This window comes from Pullulanibacillus sp. KACC 23026 (genome assembly GCF_029094525.1).
Classification (GTDB): Bacteria; Bacillota; Bacilli; order Bacillales; family Sporolactobacillaceae; genus KACC-23026.
On the sequence record NZ_CP119107.1, the window covers coordinates 699,610 to 716,886 of the forward strand.

15 protein-coding genes are annotated in these 17,277 nt (G+C 38.1%); 14 read left to right on the forward strand and 1 reads right to left on the reverse strand.

What is annotated here, in order from left to right; all coding sequences use genetic code 11:
• Nucleotides 1–448 precede the first annotated feature (448 nt).
• Nucleotides 449–1,333 (forward strand): UTP--glucose-1-phosphate uridylyltransferase GalU, encoded by an 885-nt coding sequence (galU, locus tag PU629_RS03095; RefSeq protein ID WP_275282809.1) that lies wholly within the window; start codon nt 449–451, stop codon nt 1,331–1,333.
• A gap of 387 nt (nt 1,334–1,720) precedes the next feature.
• On the opposite strand, the gene PU629_RS03100 is transcribed toward galU, so the two are convergent.
• Nucleotides 1,721–2,731, reverse strand: coding sequence for a substrate-binding domain-containing protein (locus PU629_RS03100; protein WP_275282810.1), 1,011 nt, complete (start codon nt 2,729–2,731; stop codon nt 1,721–1,723).
• Between the two features lie 188 nt (nt 2,732–2,919).
• Between PU629_RS03100 and PU629_RS03105 the strand changes: the two genes are divergently transcribed.
• The 13 genes from PU629_RS03105 to PU629_RS03165 all read left to right on the forward strand — a co-directional run bounded on the left by PU629_RS03105 (nt 2,920) and on the right by PU629_RS03165 (nt 17,190).
• Nucleotides 2,920–4,263 carry an ABC transporter substrate-binding protein gene (locus PU629_RS03105; RefSeq protein ID WP_275282811.1) on the forward strand — a complete coding sequence of 448 codons (1,344 nt, stop codon included), beginning with the start codon at nt 2,920–2,922 and terminating at the stop codon, nt 4,261–4,263.
• A gap of 1 nt (nt 4,264) precedes the next feature.
• Nucleotides 4,265–5,146 carry a carbohydrate ABC transporter permease gene (locus PU629_RS03110; RefSeq protein ID WP_275282812.1) on the forward strand — a complete coding sequence of 294 codons (882 nt, stop codon included), beginning with the start codon at nt 4,265–4,267 and terminating at the stop codon, nt 5,144–5,146.
• A complete protein-coding gene (locus PU629_RS03115; RefSeq protein ID WP_275282813.1) occupies nt 5,133–5,963 on the forward strand; it encodes a carbohydrate ABC transporter permease in 831 nt (276 codons plus the stop codon). The genes PU629_RS03110 and PU629_RS03115 overlap by 14 nt, the downstream gene beginning before the upstream one ends.
• 15 nt (nt 5,964–5,978) lie before the next feature.
• Nucleotides 5,979–7,619, forward strand: a complete 1,641-nt coding sequence (locus tag PU629_RS03120; RefSeq protein ID WP_275282814.1) for a glycoside hydrolase family 13 protein — start codon at nt 5,979–5,981, stop codon at nt 7,617–7,619.
• A 6-nt stretch (nt 7,620–7,625) separates the two neighbouring features.
• A complete protein-coding gene (locus PU629_RS03125; RefSeq protein WP_275282815.1) occupies nt 7,626–8,564 on the forward strand; it encodes an MTP-1 family protein in 939 nt (312 codons plus the stop codon).
• An 82-nt stretch (nt 8,565–8,646) separates the two neighbouring features.
• On the forward strand, nt 8,647–9,708 hold the full coding sequence (locus tag PU629_RS03130) for a BtaManbiosPhlase (protein ID WP_275282816.1): 1,062 nt from the start codon (nt 8,647–8,649) through the stop codon (nt 9,706–9,708).
• A gap of 66 nt (nt 9,709–9,774) precedes the next feature.
• Nucleotides 9,775–12,276 (forward strand): beta-mannosidase, encoded by a 2,502-nt coding sequence (locus PU629_RS03135; protein ID WP_275282817.1) that lies wholly within the window; start codon nt 9,775–9,777, stop codon nt 12,274–12,276.
• 141 nt (nt 12,277–12,417) lie between these two features.
• On the forward strand, nt 12,418–13,365 hold the full coding sequence (gene manA, locus PU629_RS03140) for a mannose-6-phosphate isomerase, class I (RefSeq protein ID WP_275282818.1): 948 nt from the start codon (nt 12,418–12,420) through the stop codon (nt 13,363–13,365).
• A gap of 107 nt (nt 13,366–13,472) precedes the next feature.
• Nucleotides 13,473–14,330 (forward strand): ROK family protein, encoded by an 858-nt coding sequence (locus PU629_RS03145; RefSeq protein WP_275282819.1) that lies wholly within the window; start codon nt 13,473–13,475, stop codon nt 14,328–14,330.
• Between the two features lie 232 nt (nt 14,331–14,562).
• Nucleotides 14,563–14,724, forward strand: a complete 162-nt coding sequence (locus PU629_RS03150) for a C40 family peptidase (RefSeq protein WP_275282820.1) — start codon at nt 14,563–14,565, stop codon at nt 14,722–14,724.
• A gap of 658 nt (nt 14,725–15,382) precedes the next feature.
• Nucleotides 15,383–15,631, forward strand: coding sequence for a hypothetical protein (locus PU629_RS03155; protein WP_275282821.1), 249 nt, complete (start codon nt 15,383–15,385; stop codon nt 15,629–15,631).
• 112 nt (nt 15,632–15,743) lie between these two features.
• Complete coding sequence (locus PU629_RS03160; protein ID WP_275282822.1) at nt 15,744–16,490, forward strand: YveK family protein; 747 nt, start codon at nt 15,744–15,746, stop codon at nt 16,488–16,490.
• Nucleotides 16,480–17,190, forward strand: a complete 711-nt coding sequence (locus PU629_RS03165; protein WP_275282823.1) for a CpsD/CapB family tyrosine-protein kinase — start codon at nt 16,480–16,482, stop codon at nt 17,188–17,190. The genes PU629_RS03160 and PU629_RS03165 overlap by 11 nt, the downstream gene beginning before the upstream one ends.
• Nucleotides 17,191–17,277 lie beyond the last annotated feature (87 nt).

The following is a 17,277-nucleotide window of genomic DNA, read 5'->3' on the forward strand; positions in this document are numbered from 1 at the left end:
ATCAGCGAGCCACTTTGATTGTTAGGATCAAGGTGGTTTTTTGCTTTATAGAGCTCTTATAGTCTTACTAGGTTAACGTGTACCGTTAACTATATATCTTCAAGTTGGAGCTATTAAAAAAGTAAACCTCTTCACCAAAACGTAATAGCATTGGAGGTTTTATATGGAGTCGCGAGCAGGATCATTTTGATAGCGAGAGTTGCACTCGTCTATAATCAGACGACTTAGTTCGTACATCATGCCCGCTGTTTCTCTATGTCAAACTGGATATAGCTCTATCCTCACACTAAAGTCAAAAATTCTAACCTGACTACCACTAATGTTACTCATAAAAAGGTGTGATGGAACGGAAGAACCGTCCCCGCGTTTCATTTCCAAATTTTTGGGTTTATACTAGATTGAAAGTTGTGTATAATTATTGGGTACAATTGACTAGGGGGTTAGGGTATTGAAGAGAGTGAGAAAAGCGATTATTCCTGCGGCGGGTCTTGGTACGAGGTTTTTACCTGCAACGAAGGCTATGCCGAAAGAGATGCTTCCGATAGTAGATAAACCAACCATCCAATATATTGTTGAAGAAGCAATTGAGTCTGGTATTGAGGATATCCTCATTGTTACAGGTAAGGGGAAACGAGCTATTGAGGATCATTTTGATAATAACATTGAGCTTGAACAAAACTTAGAGAAAAAGGGTAAGCTCAAGCTTTTAGAAGAAGTTAATCGTTCCTCAAGTGTTGAGATTCATTATATTCGTCAAAAAGAGCCAAGAGGCTTAGGGCATGCCGTCTGGTGTGCAAGAAAGTTCATTGGTGATGAACCATTTGCAGTATTGCTTGGGGATGACATTGTTCAATCAGAAGTACCGTGCTTGCGGCAATTAATTGATCAATATGAACAGACGCTTTCCTCTGTAATTGGTGTCCAAACCGTTCCAGAAAATCAGACGCATCGTTATGGTGTTATTGATCCCATTTCTCATGAAGGAAGACGGTATCAAGTCAATCAATTCGTAGAAAAACCAGCCCCAGGGACAGCGCCATCCAACCTAGCCATAATGGGTCGTTATGTGTTAACACCAGAAATTTTTAGATTTCTCGATGAGCAACAAATTGGAGCGGGTGGTGAAATTCAGCTAACCGATGCTATACAAAAGTTGAATGAAATCCAACGCGTCTTTGCCTATGATTTTGAGGGCCAACGATATGATGTAGGTGAGAAACTCGGTTTTATTCAAACCACTATAGACATGGCTTTGAAAAATCAAGACTTAAGAGATGATATTCTTTCTTATATGAAGGAATTATTGGATCACTATTCTGTTATTCACAACTAATCTGATATTGAAAGACAGCTCTTTATTTAACTCCTCATACGTTTGGAAAGTGGGGGAGAGAGCGCAGTTCTGCATATAAGTAAAAGGAGATAGGTGTGTCTATCGTGTTATGGAACTCATCGTTATATTGATTTAGCCAACCACTTTGATTGTGATGATCAAGGTGGTTGTTTTCATTTTTAGAGCATGATGCAAGGTAGATGTCTACGTTTACCCACAAACATGAGGATGTTGCACTATAACTTGTTACTCCCACCATACAAGAATAAGTGGAACGGGAGAACCGTCCCCGCGTTTCAGAATCTCGCTAGTAAGGGACCGGTCCTTTTATTTTTTTGTTTTCTTATAATTTCTTATGGAATTAGAGTTCCCCCAATATTGTGTGCTTTACTTTATTGGGGCGGTTGAAGTTGATTGTCTTTTAATCAATGTAGATGGTAGGAGTAATTCTTGATAAGGTTTGTTGATATTTTCCATTCTCCATAAAAGTTGTTCCACGGCTATTTGACCATAGTACTCTAGATCAATTCCCATAGTCGTAATTTTTGGTGTAGCTATTCTAGAAAGTTGGCCATTATCATAACTACATACAGAAGCGTCATCAGGAACTTTTATATTTTTTAATTGGAGATGGGAACTGATTAAATACCCAAAACCATCATTTACACAAAACCAAGCGGTTGGTTGCTTTTTAAGATTGCTTATTAGTGATTCTGTGGCTGTATCCGTTTCTTCAACGGAATCAAAGATAAATTCCTCTTTAATTTCAATCCCATAAGTATTTAAACCTAACTTATATCCCTCTAATCGTTCATAATAGCTCGGTGAAAATTTGGTATTTCCGACGAAGGCAATGTCACGATGGTTTAACTGAATAAGATGTTCTACAGCTAAATAGGCGCCAAATCGATTATTAGTTAGAATTGAATCGACTTTAAGATGAGGATCGTGGTGATCGATGAGAACAGTTGGAAGACCGGTGTCCATCACTTTTTGAATGTACTCTCGGCTTAGGTGGGACATAATTATGACACCATCGATCTCTTGTAAATCAAACAAGGAAGGAAGTTTTAAATGGTCAATAGATTGTTGGTCAATTGACTTTATGAATAAATGCATGCCTCGTTTTTGAAGTTCTTTTTCGATGCTTAAATAGATTTCCCCAAAAAAGCCTTTTAATGAGATGGTGAAGTCAGAAGCAATTAAAGCGATATTCTGTGATTGTGCTTTCCCAGGTTTCTTACTTGGATAAGCATAGCCTAACTCATTTGCCACTTTTTGAACCAGTTGCCTTGTCTCCTCGCTAACGCCATCCTTTCCGGAAAGCGCCTGTGAGACCGAGTTCTTCGAAATATTTAAATGATCCGCAATATCCTGCATCGTAATTTTCTTTTTCATTTAAATTCATACCTTTTCTATTCTTTTTATAGTAACGTTACAATAATTAAATCACGTTACAAGACAATTTGCAATAAAGTTGTTGACAACCATTTTGTAATGATTAATAATGTATTTTGTAAGGTTTGAAAACACTTACAAATCATAATTCATATTGTTTGAGTAAGCCTAACAAATCTTAAAGGAGAATGAAAATGAGAAAATTCGCACCAATTGTCATGGTTGTCTTGATGCTATCGATAATACTCTCGGGTTGTTCAACCGGAAATAGTGCTTCCACAGGTAATAGTTCTTCTCAAACATCAAGTTCCAAGAACGGTAAAGTAACTATAACCTTCTGGGCAGCACCAAATCCAACTCAGGTAACTTATTGGAAAGATATGGCCAAAAAGTTTATGGCAGCAAATCCAAACATTGTTGTTAATGTAAGCCCTATGAAAGAAAGTCCAACTTCTGAAGCGAGTATTCAAGCTGCGATCGCTGGCGGAAATGCGCCAACTGCTTCTGAAAATATTTCACGTAGTTTTGCGGCTCAACTTGCTCAAAGTAAGGCCATTGTACCATTAGACCAAATGAATGGATATAACAAAATAATTAGTGAAAGACACATGAATAATACAATTCAAGGTTGGAAATTCACTGATGGTCATCAATATGTCCTACCAGTCTATTCGAATGCTATGTTATTTGCATGGCGAATCGATATTCTCAAGAAATTAGGGTTTAACCAACCACCAAAGACCTATAGTCAAGTTCTTGATTTGGCGGATAAATTAAAAGCTAAATACCCAAATAAATTTTTGTGGGCTTCGAATACGCTTGTAGATCCTACAGCTTATCAAAGATGGTTTGACTTCTTTATGTTGTATGATGCGGCATCAAACGGAAATTCTTTTATAAGCGGTAATAGTTTCGTAGCTGACGATAAAGCGGGCACTCAAGTTCTAGATTTGATGAGTCAGCTTCAAAAGAAAAATGCCTTACTTACTAGTCAGTCTAAAAATCCGTTTGAAACGGGTTTGGGCGTCTTTGAATCTCTTGGACCATGGTCATTTTCTACTTGGGATTCTAATTTTCCAAGTATGCAGTTGAATAAAACGTATGCCTTAAGCACACCTCCAGTTCCTGATAATTACAATTCTAGCACTGTGAAAACATTTGCGGATACAAAAGGAATCGCGATTTATTCTTCCGCTCCAAAACCAGAACAGCAAGCAGCGCTCAAATTTATTAGCTGGGTCTTCTCAAACCCAGAAAATGACCTGGAGTTGTTGAAAACAACGAGTTTACCTCCAGCAAGAGATGATTTAGAGTCAAATTCAACATTTAAGTCCTATTTTGAAGCACACCCTGAGATGAAACCATATGCAGCAGAAATTCCATACGCTGTCCCTTCAATAGATAATGCCAATTATAATAATTTGCAGACACTTATTGGAAATGATGCCTTCATTCCTGTCGTGAAAGGACAAACAACACCTCAAAATGGTTGGGACAAAATGAAGAGCGATATCAAGGGGGCCTTGAATTAAAATGCAAGGTAAAGGGCAAGGAAGGTTGGGCTGGCTATTTGCCAGTCCTTACCTTTTATATTCAATCCTATTTTTTGCCATACCATTAGTTTGGTCATTATTCTTATCCATAACAAATTGGAATTTGATTGCTCCTACATTTAATTTTGTTGGGTTTACCAATTATATAAATGCTTTAAAAAGTGCCGGCGTTCATTCTGCCTTTTTTGTTACTTTTAAATTTTTAATTGTATTTGTTCCACTGGTTTTGGTGATGTCCTTAATTGTCGCTTTTGTTGTCAATTCATTACCAAGATTTAAAGGACTGTTTTTAGTCGGATTTTTTCTCCCTTATTTGGCTTCAGGGGTTGTTTCGTCCCTTATTGTAAAAGGGTTACTTTCTTACAATAGCCCAATTAATTCAATGCTTAGAAATGATTTAGGTTTGAATATCAACTGGTTAGGGACACCTTTTTCTGCACTGGTTGTGGTAGCTGTTATTATCGCTTGGAAATTTACGGGCTATTACGCTTTAATTCTTACCTCAGGATTTGAGAGTGTTGGCAAAGAGGTATACGAGGCGGCTACCGTAGATGGGGTCAATGCTTGGCAACGTTTTTGGAAAATCACTTTTCCACTTCTTTACCCCGCTTTATATACAGTTGTGATTTTAGCTGTTGGAGTTACGTTTGGGATTTTCACTGAGGTGTATCAGTTAACTGGTGGGGGACCGGATAATGCGACTAATACATGGCAAATGGAGATTTTTACTCAGGCTTTTACAAACTTACAGGCAGGCTATGCCTCTGCGATTGCCATTATTGCCTCGGTTGTAACCTTTATTTCAATTTATATTATTAGAAAAGTCGTAGAACTGTGGGGGAAACGTAATGGTTGGGTCTAAACAAAGAGGCGTACCAATTCGATATTTGATAGCGACGATCCTATTGGTTGTTATGGTCTTTCCTTACATTTATATGGTTTTAAGTTCATTTGCAGTTTGGGATCAAGTTGACCAAAAACTCATTCCGACGCATTACACTTTAAAGTCTTATGAATGGTTACTTAGTGGAGGCCAAGGTGTGACGCCAATGCCATGGATCCATTCCTTTTTTAACAGTTTAATTGTTACAGCTGCTTCTACCTTCTTAATGATGCTTTTTGGTGTCATGGTGGCTTATGCCTTATCCAAGATGCAATTTAAAGGAAGAAAGACGATCGATAATATCATCTTATTTCAAATGTTCTTTCCAGCTTTAATTTTACTGATTCCTACCTTTTTAGTTGTTGAAAAAATGGGGTTATTTAACTCCTATTTAGGGATGATTTTGCCTAAAGCAGTAAGTCTATGGGCTATCTTCATGTATACGAACTTTTTTAAAGCGATACCGGATACTTATATTGAAGCGGCTCAGTTGGATGGCGCATCAACGTGGAAAATTATCTTTAAAATCGTTTTACCAATGTCAAAATCTATTACAACAGTTATTTTTCTTTTTCTCTTTATGGAAAGATGGACAGAACTTCTATGGGATATGATCATTACAAATGGTGATAAGATGCAGACGCTAAATGTCTTGTTATCTCAGATGTTCGGTCCATATGGACAATATCCTGGGCCGATGTATGCAGCCGGTGTCCTATTAACTTTCCCTATAATTATAATCTTTCTTATTTTCTCTAAGCAATTTAAGGAAGGAATGCAATTTACTCTTAAATAAGGGACGGATCGCTTTTTGGAACAGAATTGGTGGAAACAGGCAGTGTTTTATGAAGTCTATATTCCAAGCTTTTGTGACGGCAATGGGGATGGCATTGGTGATTTTAAAGGATTAACTTCTAAGCTTGATTACTTAAAAGAACTTGGCATTAATGGTATCTGGTTAACCCCATTTTATAAGTCGCCAAAAGTGGATAATGGGTATGATATTGCTGATTATTATCAAATTGACCAAGATTATGGGTCAATGGCGGATTTTGAATATTTTGTACAGATGGCCAATGAACGTCAAATCAAAGTGATTGCAGACCTTGTATTGAATCACACATCATCTGAGCATGCCTGGTTCCAAGAATCCAAACAGTCAAAAAATAATACTAAACGTGATTGGTACATTTGGAGAGATCCTGTTGTTCAAGGCCCTCCAAACAATTGGGAATCGTTTTTTGGAGGGACAGCCTGGGAGTATGATGAAGCAACCGACCAGTATTACTACCACGCCTTTGCAAAAGAACAAGTTGACCTGAATTGGGCAAACCCTGACGTCAAAAACGCAATGTTTGATGTCATGAAATTTTGGTTGGACAAAGGAATAGATGGGTTTCGTTTAGATGTCATTAACTTCTTAACGGTTAATCGTGATTTTAAAAATAATCCTTATAAAAACAATACGGATGAACAAATCCATCTATTCGATAAAGATCAGGAGGGCATTCTAGACCTTGTTAAAGAGATCTCTCAATTTGTCCATAGTTATCCTAGTAAGTTTCTTGTTGGCGAAGTGGGCTCAGAGGATTTGAATGTCTTGAAAGATTATTGTGGTCCTGGAAAATTAGATGTCGTCTTTAATTTCAATTTAGGGAGTCTCCCTAAATTTGATGCGGAATCGATTTTCTTGCAACTTAAGCAAATGGAACAGATCTATACTAATCAGCAGATTCCAACCTTGTTCTTTTCTAGTCATGATATGTCACGACATATTTCAAGATTCAGTAACGGTGATCGACAGGATGAGGAGGAACGGGCAAAACTTATAGCTGGACTAATGCTATCCGCTAAAGGTGTTCCATTTATTTACTATGGGGATGAGATTGGAATGAGGGATCTCATAATAGAAGATCCTTCAACACTAAAGGATGTTCAAGGAAAAATAGCCTATGAGTTTCTCATAAAATCGGGACATTCAAGAGAGGTTGCTTTAGAAGAAGCTAATAAAAAGGGAAGAGATAAATCTCGTTCGCCTATGCAGTGGGATCAGTCATCTTTCGCAGGCTTTTCGACTGCTGAACCTTGGATTCATCTCCCTAATAATTTCCATCTTAATACAGTTGAAAATCTAATACATGAACCTTTCTCTATATTGTGTTTTTATAGGCAACTAATAAAGTTGCGAAATGAGAATGACGTTATGCGACTAGGTTCTTATACACGATTAGAATACAAGAATCACCTGATCTATTTTATTAGAGAATACAATAATGAACGTGTATTGGGCATCTTTAATTTTGGGGGAATGAGCCAGTTTTTAGATTTGAAGGAACTCTACAAACACTCTTGGAAGCTATTAATTTCTAATAAAAGAAGCAGTCTGGAAAACCAATCAGAAATAGTCGTTCTACCCAATGAAGTTATAATAGCTTCTTTACTGGAGGATTAAAGAAAAATGGAAGCCAATCATATCAAAACGTGTGACGAACTACTTAAAGATTACTTGAGTAATAATGAATTTCCTCAGAACCCTGAAAAACTTGTATTTGCAGGTGTAGGAGATCGGGATGTCTACAACATTACTGCCCCGTTCGAAGACGATGGGGAGATCGTGATAGCTGGTCGTGTTGAATCACGAGATAGTGAACAATCCGAGGTCTATTTTTTTATCAATCAATCAAATGTATGGGTACCAAAATCTAATGCGCCGGTTTTACCATTACAAGATCCTTTTGTGACAAAGATTGCAGGACAACTAATTATAGGAGGCGTTCAAACCTTTCCGCACTCATCTATAGAAGGTGCACTTGGCTGGAGAACGGTCTTTTATAAAGGAGACAACTTAACTGGCCTGAAAGAATTTGCCAAAGGGCCTGATGGGATGAAGGATCTTCGCCTTATTCAATTAAGTGATGGGACAATAGGTGTTTTCACAAGACCTCAAGGTGATAAAGGTGGTCGAGGGAAAATCGGTTTTACACGTTTGGCTTCTCTTGATGATCTAACCATTGATGCCATTAATAATGCGCCTCTTTTAGACAATCAATTTACAGATGAGGAATGGGGTGGAGCCAATGAGCTTCATCTACTTAAAAATGGAAGCGTTGGGGTTCTTGGCCATATTGCTTGTTTTGATGATGAAGGCAATCGGCATTATTATCCAATGACGTTTGTTTTGGACCCTGAAACGGGAAGACATACTCCACTCCGGTTACTTACTACTCGAAGCCATTTTCTTCCGGGGGAAGCAAAACGTATGGACCTCATTGATGTTGTTTTTAGTGGAGGATTAATTAGAAAAGCCGACGGTAACGCTGAATTTTACGCTGGCATTAGCGATGCCGAAGCTCAAAAAATCACTGTCAAAGATCCGTTTTTGAAATTTGAAGTTTAATAATCAAACCAAGGTCGATGACGGTTAGGTATCAAGCTGAGAAATAGAAACCCTAGATTATTGGAAGAGGAGAAATAACCGTATGCATGTATATAGATATGAGGAAAACCCTGTAGTGGCACCAAAGGACGTCACCCCACATAGAAGTGATTTTGAAGTGATCGGTGCATTCAATGCCGGGGTAGCTAAATTTAAAGATGAGATCATTATGGTTCTCCGTATTGCGGAGCGGCCTATCAGTGTTGATCCGAATATTGTAAAGGCTCCGATCTATAATCCAACACGAAATGAATTAGAAATTTTTGATTTCCGCTTAGACGACACAGACTATGATTTCTCGGATCCTCGTGTCATTCGTAAAAAAGGAGATGCTTCAGGCTTTACTTATTTAACTTCTCTATCTTATTTAAGAATTGCCAGAAGTCAAGACGGGCACCATTTTGAAATTGATGATAAGCCTTTTGTTTATCCATCAAATGAATTAGAGACTTTTGGGGTTGAAGACCCACGAGTGACACAAATTGGGGATACTTATTATGTTTACTTTAGTGCCGTTTCTCCTGTTGGTGTTGGTGAATCATTAGTTTCAACCAAAGATTTTAAATCTCATGAACACCATGGCATGATATTTGCTCCTGAGAATAAAGACGTATTAATATTCCCGGAAAAAGTGAACGGAAAATATTATGCCATTCATCGCCCTGTCCCAAAAAGTATTGGACGACCTGAAATGTGGATTGCTGAATCGACGAACCTAAAACATTGGGGAAATCACAAGTTCCTATTAGGACTTCGTCAAGATGAGTGGGACAACGCTCGTATGGGAGGAGGAGCCGTGCCAATTAAGACTGATAAAGGTTGGTTGGAGCTTTATCATGGTGCGTCTCATGACCATAGATATTGTATGGGAGCTGTCTTACTTGATTTGAATGATCCAACTAAGGTGATTGCCCGGTCTAATCATCCCATTCTAGAACCAGAGGCAGATTATGAAGTGGAAGGCTTCTTTGGAAATGTGGTCTTTTCTTGTGGAGCAATTGTTGAAGGGGATGTTGTCAAAATGTATTACGGTGTGGCGGATACCTCAATGGCTTGCGCAGAATTAAGCTTGTCAGAGATTCTTGAATCTCTTATTTATATTTAAAAAATTTGGCCATGGTCGTTCATTCGGCATGGCTTTTTTAAAATTTTAACGAATGAGGGTCATGTAATGGAACTTAATGGAAATTGGAAGTTGCAATTTTTTGATGTGGGGGCAGAAAGGGACCTTGAAATTGCCTCACCAGAGTATATTGATTATTTCTGGATGAGAGCGCAAGTTCCTGGGGAAGTTCACTCCACACTTTTGAAACATCGCCTTATAGAGGATCCTTTTTATGGCCATAACGATTTGAAATGCCGATGGGTAGAAGAAAAGGTTTGGTGGTACAGAACGACATTTGAGTGGAAGGACAAATTTGAAAAGAGTGAACGTCTTGAGTTGATATTTGAGGGACTAGATACGTATGCAACGGTCTATCTTAACGGTGTTGAGCTTGGGTCAACTGAAAATATGTTTATTAGTCATACTTTTGATGTAACGAGAGAATTAAGAAAAGGTAAAAATGTACTGGCCGTAAAATTTGATCCAATCGATTTTAAGGTGAAAGACAAAACCCAATATTACTGGTCTGGATTTAGTAAGCAGCGGATTTGGACTCGAAAGGCCCAAAGTCATTTTGGTTGGGATTGGGGTCCGCGTCTCGTGAGTGCAGGGATATGGAAAAACGTCTTACTTCAAAAAAGAAAATGTGGAAAAATAGATTCAGTTTTTGCTCACACACTGGAAGTTTCAGAAGATCAAGCTATTGTGAAAGTGGAAATTGATACGTGCCTTTGGAATAAAAATATAAGCTATTATGTCGATGTAAAGTTAGTAAATGGCGAGGATGTTATTACGACAACTACCGGAATTATCAATGGAAAAGCACAAGTTAATCTTACTATCCAGAATCCAAAGCTTTGGTGGACTCATGATTTAGGAGAGCCGAACCTATATAACCTTCATGTTACTTTATTAGCGGACTCTCAAATTGTTGATAAGCAAACCGAACAAGTAGGAATTAGAACAACGGAGGTTAAACTTATTAATGATCGGGGGCAGCACTGTTTTACTTTTGTACTAAATGGAGTAGAAATTTTTGCCAAGGGTTCCAATTGGATTCCAATTGATAGTTTTATAGCGTCGACTCCCGATGAAAGGTACGTTCATTTGATAAAGATGGCGAAAGTGGCTAATATGAACATGCTTCGTGTTTGGGGAGGAGGAATTTACGAAAAGGATATTTTTTATAAAGAATGTAATCAGCAGGGGATCTTAGTCTGGCAGGATTTTATGTTCGCCTGTGCCCTATATCCAGACTATAATAAAAACTTCATGGATAATGTTCAAAAAGAAATTGTTAGTGTGGTCAAACGCTTGCGAAATCATCCCTGCCTTTCTATTTGGTGTGGAAATAATGAGAATGATTGGTTATACGAAGCTCTTTATTCCTCGGGTGAAATTACGGATCCTTTTTATGGAGAAAAAATATACCATGAGCTAATGCCAGAACTTCTAGAGGAGTTAGACCCCACAAGGCTATACTGGCCGAGTTCTCCATACGGAGGGAATGATCATAACTCTCGTGAACAAGGGGATACTCACAATTGGCAAGTTTGGCATGGCAATATAGAGCCTAGAACCTTTGGAGAGCCGCAGCAAGTCGATTATAGCGTGGAAGGGGTTTCTTTTAAAAAGTTTAAGCAGGATACTACGGCATTTGCGAGTGAATTTGGAATGCATGCCTCTTCCAATTTATTTACTCTGAAAAGTAATATTCCGGAAGATCAGTTTTATTGGGGAAGCGAAGAATTAGCCTATCGCAATAAAGATGTTCATCATCCGAAAGGGATCTTATTGATGGAGGGTTATACAGGTATTCCAGAAAATTTGGATCAGTATCTTAAATTCTCAATGTTAACGCAAGCGGAAGGACTAAAGTTCGGAATTGAACATTATCGTCGGAATAAATCTCAAACGAGTGGCGCACTTATTTGGCAATTAAATGATTGCTGGCCGGGAACCAGTTGGTCATTGATTGATTATTATCAGCTTCCTAAAGCGTCCTATCATTATGCTAGAAAGTTTTTCAGTCCCATTTTGTACACATTAGACTATCATCCAAGTGGCGTAATAGACCTATGGGGAATAAATGATCAATTAGAAGAATGGCAGGATGAATTGACGTTTATTGTTTCTGATTTTTATGGTAAGACCTACTTTAGTCAAAAGTACCCTATTACCATTAATTCAAATAGTACAACTAAAGTGGCTAGTTTTAATGAAAAAGATATTCTACAAGGCCTAGATCCGACTTGTGCGGTGATCGTCATTCGTGGGAAATCCAATCAAGTTGAAGATAATTTCTATTACTTTCGGGACCAAAAAGACATTCAATTACCAAAACCGAATCTACAGGTTCATATAAATAAGGAAGAACAATCATTGACCTTTACCTCAAAAGCCTTAACTCGAATGGTAACCATTGAAATGGAGATTGAGCAACTTATTCTAGAAGATAACTTCTTTGATTTATTGCCAGGTGAGGAAAAAACAATACAAATTAAGCAGCTTGAGAATAAAAAACTACCATGGGAAACACTTTCTGTTTCAACATATAATGATTTGTGACGCGTTTTACAAATGAATCTAAAATAAGATATTAAGGAAGTTAGGAAAGAGCCTAGTGCTGGCTAAATCAAATTAAAGAGTGACTTAAAATCTATCAATCCAATGTTAATAGAAATAGAAATATAGAGAGAGTGGGAAACTATGTCGGAACCGTTATTTTTAAAAACGGTCTTTAAAGAACGGATATGGGGTGGGAATAAACTATTTACTGAATTTGGTTATAATATTCCAACAGATACAACAGGAGAGTGCTGGGGTATTTCAGCACACACTAATGGACCGTCTGAAATTGTTAATGGGCCTTTAAAAGGTAAATATCTTGACGAAGTCTGGAAAACAAACCCAGAGCTATTTGGACACTTTCCATCTAAGGAATTCCCTCTTTTAACAAAAATTTTGGATGCTCGTACTGAACTATCGGTACAGGTTCACCCGGATGATCGTTATGCACAAAAAGTTGAGAAGGTTCCATATGGAAAATCGGAATGTTGGTATGTAATTAAAGCTGAACCAGGAGCAGAAATTGTCTATGGCCATCATGCCCAGTCACCTGAAGAATTTAGGGAAATGTCTAATGCGGGGGGGTGGGATAAACTTCTTCGAAAACTCAAGGTTAAGTCAGGCGATTTTTTCTATGTTCCAAGTGGTACAATTCATGCTATTGGTGGAGGGATTCTGATCCTAGAAACCCAGCAAAGCTCTGATATAACTTATCGTGTATATGATTATGATCGAAAAGATTTAAATGGGCTCTCGCGTGATCTGCACATTGAATCATCAATTTCGGTGACCACTTTTCCGCACCTTGATCCCGTCCTTGTTCAAAAAAGAAAAGAACTACAGGGAGCGGTTCTCACTGAACTGGTCTCTGAGAAAAACTTTACCGTTTATGATGTCTTACTGGATGGAAAGTTTTCTAAATCTCAAGAGTTCCCTTTTCTTCTAGTCAGTATCCTAGATGGAGAAGGGCAACTAACTACTAATGAAGGGAATTTTTTAATTAAAAAAGGAGATCACTTTATCCTGCCCGCGACAATTGGGACTTACACTTTTGATGGTAGATTACATGCCATCGCTTCACGCCCTTAAAACGATCAGTTTAATAATGGGTGAAACCTTTTACAAAATGAAAAGAGGAAGAAAAAAAATAAGATTGATTTGAAATAAGTACAAAAAATATTAGTGGGGTGGTACGTATGTACTACGGTGCAATAGAAGCAGGCGGTACGAAATTTGTATGTGCAATAAGTAATCAGCAGTTTGAAATAATTGAGAGAATAAGTATTCCAACGACAACTCCTACTGAAACACTCCACCTTGTCTTTAAATTTTTTGACCAGTTTCCACTGAAATCAATGGGAATTGGAACATTTGGTCCTATTGATGTTAATAAAAATTCAGGTACATATGGCTTTATCACCACAACCCCAAAAGCAGGGTGGGGTTACTTTGATTTTCTAGGTGCGGTAAAAGGGCGTTACAATATACCGATTGCTTGGACGACTGATGTAAATGCCGCAGCCTATGGGGAATACAAAAAAGGCAGTGCAATTGATAATAAGAGTTGTCTTTATTTGACGATTGGAACTGGAATTGGTGGCGGCGCAATCATAAATGGGGAAATTTTAGAGGGGCATGGGCATGCGGAAATGGGGCACATTTTAGTAAGACAACATCCAGATGATAGCTATAAAGGAGTTTGTCCTTACCATAATAATTGTTTGGAAGGTCTAGCGTCAGGGCCTGCTATTGAAGGAAGGTATGGCAAAAAGGGGTATGAACTTGAAAAGAATCATAAAGTGTGGGAAATGGAGGCCTATTATTTAGCGCAAATTTTAGTGGATCTAACCTTAACAATACGACCTGAAAAAATAATCCTCGGTGGCGGTGTAATGAAACAATGCCAGCTTTATCCACTCATTCGAAATGAATTCGCGAATTTAATGAACAATTATGTCCCAACACCCGATTTAAATCATTATATTGTGAGTCCAGGTTTAGGTGATAATGCAGGAATAATAGGCTCTCTTTTATTGGGTGCCGAAACTGAATAATAAAGCCCAACCAATTTCGGGCCTATTATGGTTCTTGTTAAAAACGAATGATTCAGGATAAAGATGTTACGTACGTTCAATGAAATGAGAGGCTACACTCCACCGAGTGGGTTTGACTGGACCAATGTTTGTCAGTTATGTCTGTGTTAAAGAGCGTGTAGCTGTCCCTTAGCTTTCCTCAACTCTCTTCACAGGCGGAAGTAAGGGATCTCTCTTTAGAAAAGGCGATCTCGTGTTCTTTACGACCAATGGTGCGGGCACCGTTTCTCACGTCGGGATCTACATTGGCAATAATGAATTCATCAGTGCCACCTCTAGCCACGGCGTTATGATTAACAGTCTTTCCAACTCCTATTGGGGACCGCGTTATTTAGGAGCAAAACGTTACCTATAAAAAGAATAGAAATCAGCGAGCCACTTTGATTGTCATGATCAAGGTGGTTTTTTGCGTTTGATGGAAAGCATTAACTATGGAATTTGGTTGATTGAGGTTCTATATCTAATAGCTGGATGACAATCCAACTATTACATCCTTTGAGGTATTTAGGTTCTACTTTGCCGACAGAACAGCTAATAAACAGAGACTGAATCCGAAGACTCCTGCTAAAATTTATGACGAATCATAGGAATAAGTTTTCGACAAAATTTAAAAAAGAAATCGCTTACTGTCCTTTTATGCAAGAGATAAGAGTCCATTTATATCAAAGAGTGTCGAATTTGGTCGAATTTCGTAACTAATTTCCTAGGAAAATAGACATAGAAAATATGGTAACTGAAGTCATTCTTATGGTAAAATTTTTCATGTGGAAAATGTTTATAGCATTCTTAAACACCAAACTCTTTTAGAATCAGGCCATAATGTGTTCCCATATGGAAGAAATTATATAAATTTACAATTTAATTACAGTATTCAATCGGCATAAACATGGTAGAATAGTCCCAGATTAAGTGAAACCACACATCTTCCTAGTCTTTATACTTAGTTATGCTATTTTGGTTTCCGGCAGTTATTAAGTAATTTAATCACTAGGAATGAAGGGTTGGGTTTAGGAATGACTAGATTTTTATTTACGTTAGAGTATGATGGGAAACACCACTATGAGGTACAGGATCAAATAGGAGCCGAGATGATAACTGCTGAGACGATTACACGGGCAGTTAAGGAATTGGCTAGCAAGAAAAAATTAAGAGTCGAAGCCTATGACCTTCTGGCAGATAACAGCTACCGAGTGTTTCTGTATAAAAGGCCTTTATTAAAGAAACCGATAAAACTTGTCTATAAAGTAATTATAGAAGAATAGAACCAAGTCATGTAAATGATGGGATTGTAGAAATATGTCGTCTCCTGAGCATCAGGACGTGGTATACTTTTAAAGGCAATTCAAACTTTCATGAAAATTGTAGGAGGCAGTTATGGAAGAGACGATTAGTTTACAGGAGATCTATCAGACTATTAAGAAACGGATAGTTCTTATCGTTATCATCACACTTCTAGCTACCGTTGCTAGCGGAATCTTCACCAAATTTTTTGTGACACCGAAATATGATGCATCCACTCAAGTGCTTGTCAATCAAGCATCTTCCAACCAAAATTCCCAAATTGACTATACCCAGGTTCAAACCAATGTTCAGCTAATCAACACGTACAGTGTGATCATTAAAAGTCCTACTATTTTAAACGAAGTGATTAGACAATTACATCTTAATCTAACTGCAGACGACCTTGGTGATATGATCACGGTTAACAGTGCAGAGAATTCACAGGTCTTTACCGTAACCGTTGAAAGCGATGGTGAGGCGAAGTCGGTTCGAATCGCCAATGCGGTAGCCTCTGCTTTTAAGAAAAAAATTCAGTCACTTATGAAAGTAGATAATGTTAGTATTTTATCGAAAGCATCTATTGCTGAGCATGCTTCTCCAGTGAAACCAAACTTAAAGATGAATGTAGCAATTGGTTTTGTTGTCGGATTAATGATTTCGATAGGGCTCGCCTTTCTGCTTGAATTTTTGGACAAGACGATTAAGACCGAAGAAGACATTGAACGTTATCTCGAATTACCTGTCTTGGGGGCCATTACTGAGATGGGTGATGTCAAAAGGCATCGTCATCAGGCAACAAGTGCATCAAAGGCTGTAAGGGGTGGACAAATTGGCATTTAAATCAAAGAGGCGTCGTACTGAAGGGGCAAGAAAAGAAAGAAGTTTGATCTCTCATTACAGTCCTAAGTCTCCTACTACCGAGCAATATCGGACCATCCGGACGAATATCGAGTTTTCTCAGGTGGATAAAACGGTGAGGACGCTTGTGGTCACGAGTGCCAGTCCTGGTGAAGGGAAATCAACAACAACCAATAACTTAGCGGTCGTGATGGCTCAGCAAGGGAAACAAGTTCTATTAATTGATGCCGATCTTCGTAAACCGACTACTCACTATACTTTCCGACTTGCGAATCAACAAGGATTGTCCACGGTTCTTACGAGACAAAGCACGTTAGAAGATACGATTCGGAAGACAGAAATTGACAATTTATTTGTGATGTCAAGCGGGCCGGTTCCACCTAATCCAGCCGAGCTATTAACATCTACGGCCATGAAAAAAATGATCGAACAAGCTAAAGAAGTCTTTGATGTGATTATATTTGACAGTCCTCCTGTCTTAGCTGTAACAGATGCCCAAATTTTATCTAGTTACAGTGATGGCACGGTTTTAGTGGTTGCCAGCGGCTCGACTGAAACAGAGAGTGCAAAACTAGCGAGAGATCTGCTGCTTAAATCACAGGCAAAGCTTTTGGGCGTTGTTTTAAATCGAAAATCAAAGAAGGATAAGAATGGTTATTATTACTATTACGGAAATAGTTGATTATGAATATCGATACTTTATTTAAGTTGCGGACGAGTGCGAAGGATTGAATAAAGGATCATATGTTAAAGTTGTTGAGATTTACTA

What these genes read in the sequence shown, in the direction of transcription:
- manA (WP_275282818.1), top strand. Translation starts at nt 12,418, where the DNA reads ATGTCGGAACCGTTATTTTTAAAAACGGTCTTTAAAGAACGGATATGG.
- PU629_RS03125 (WP_275282815.1), top strand. Translation starts at nt 7,626, where the DNA reads ATGGAAGCCAATCATATCAAAACGTGTGACGAACTACTTAAAGATTAC.
- PU629_RS03105 (WP_275282811.1), top strand. Translation starts at nt 2,920, where the DNA reads ATGAAAATGAGAAAATTCGCACCAATTGTCATGGTTGTCTTGATGCTA.
- PU629_RS03110 (WP_275282812.1), top strand. Translation starts at nt 4,265, where the DNA reads ATGCAAGGTAAAGGGCAAGGAAGGTTGGGCTGGCTATTTGCCAGTCCT.
- PU629_RS03160 (WP_275282822.1), top strand. Translation starts at nt 15,744, where the DNA reads ATGGAAGAGACGATTAGTTTACAGGAGATCTATCAGACTATTAAGAAA.
- PU629_RS03135 (WP_275282817.1), top strand. Translation starts at nt 9,775, where the DNA reads ATGGAACTTAATGGAAATTGGAAGTTGCAATTTTTTGATGTGGGGGCA.
- PU629_RS03100 (WP_275282810.1), bottom strand. Translation starts at nt 2,731, where the DNA reads ATGAAAAAGAAAATTACGATGCAGGATATTGCGGATCATTTAAATATT.
- PU629_RS03115 (WP_275282813.1), top strand. Translation starts at nt 5,133, where the DNA reads ATGGTTGGGTCTAAACAAAGAGGCGTACCAATTCGATATTTGATAGCG.
- PU629_RS03130 (WP_275282816.1), top strand. Translation starts at nt 8,647, where the DNA reads ATGCATGTATATAGATATGAGGAAAACCCTGTAGTGGCACCAAAGGAC.
- PU629_RS03155 (WP_275282821.1), top strand. Translation starts at nt 15,383, where the DNA reads ATGACTAGATTTTTATTTACGTTAGAGTATGATGGGAAACACCACTAT.
- PU629_RS03145 (WP_275282819.1), top strand. Translation starts at nt 13,473, where the DNA reads ATGTACTACGGTGCAATAGAAGCAGGCGGTACGAAATTTGTATGTGCA.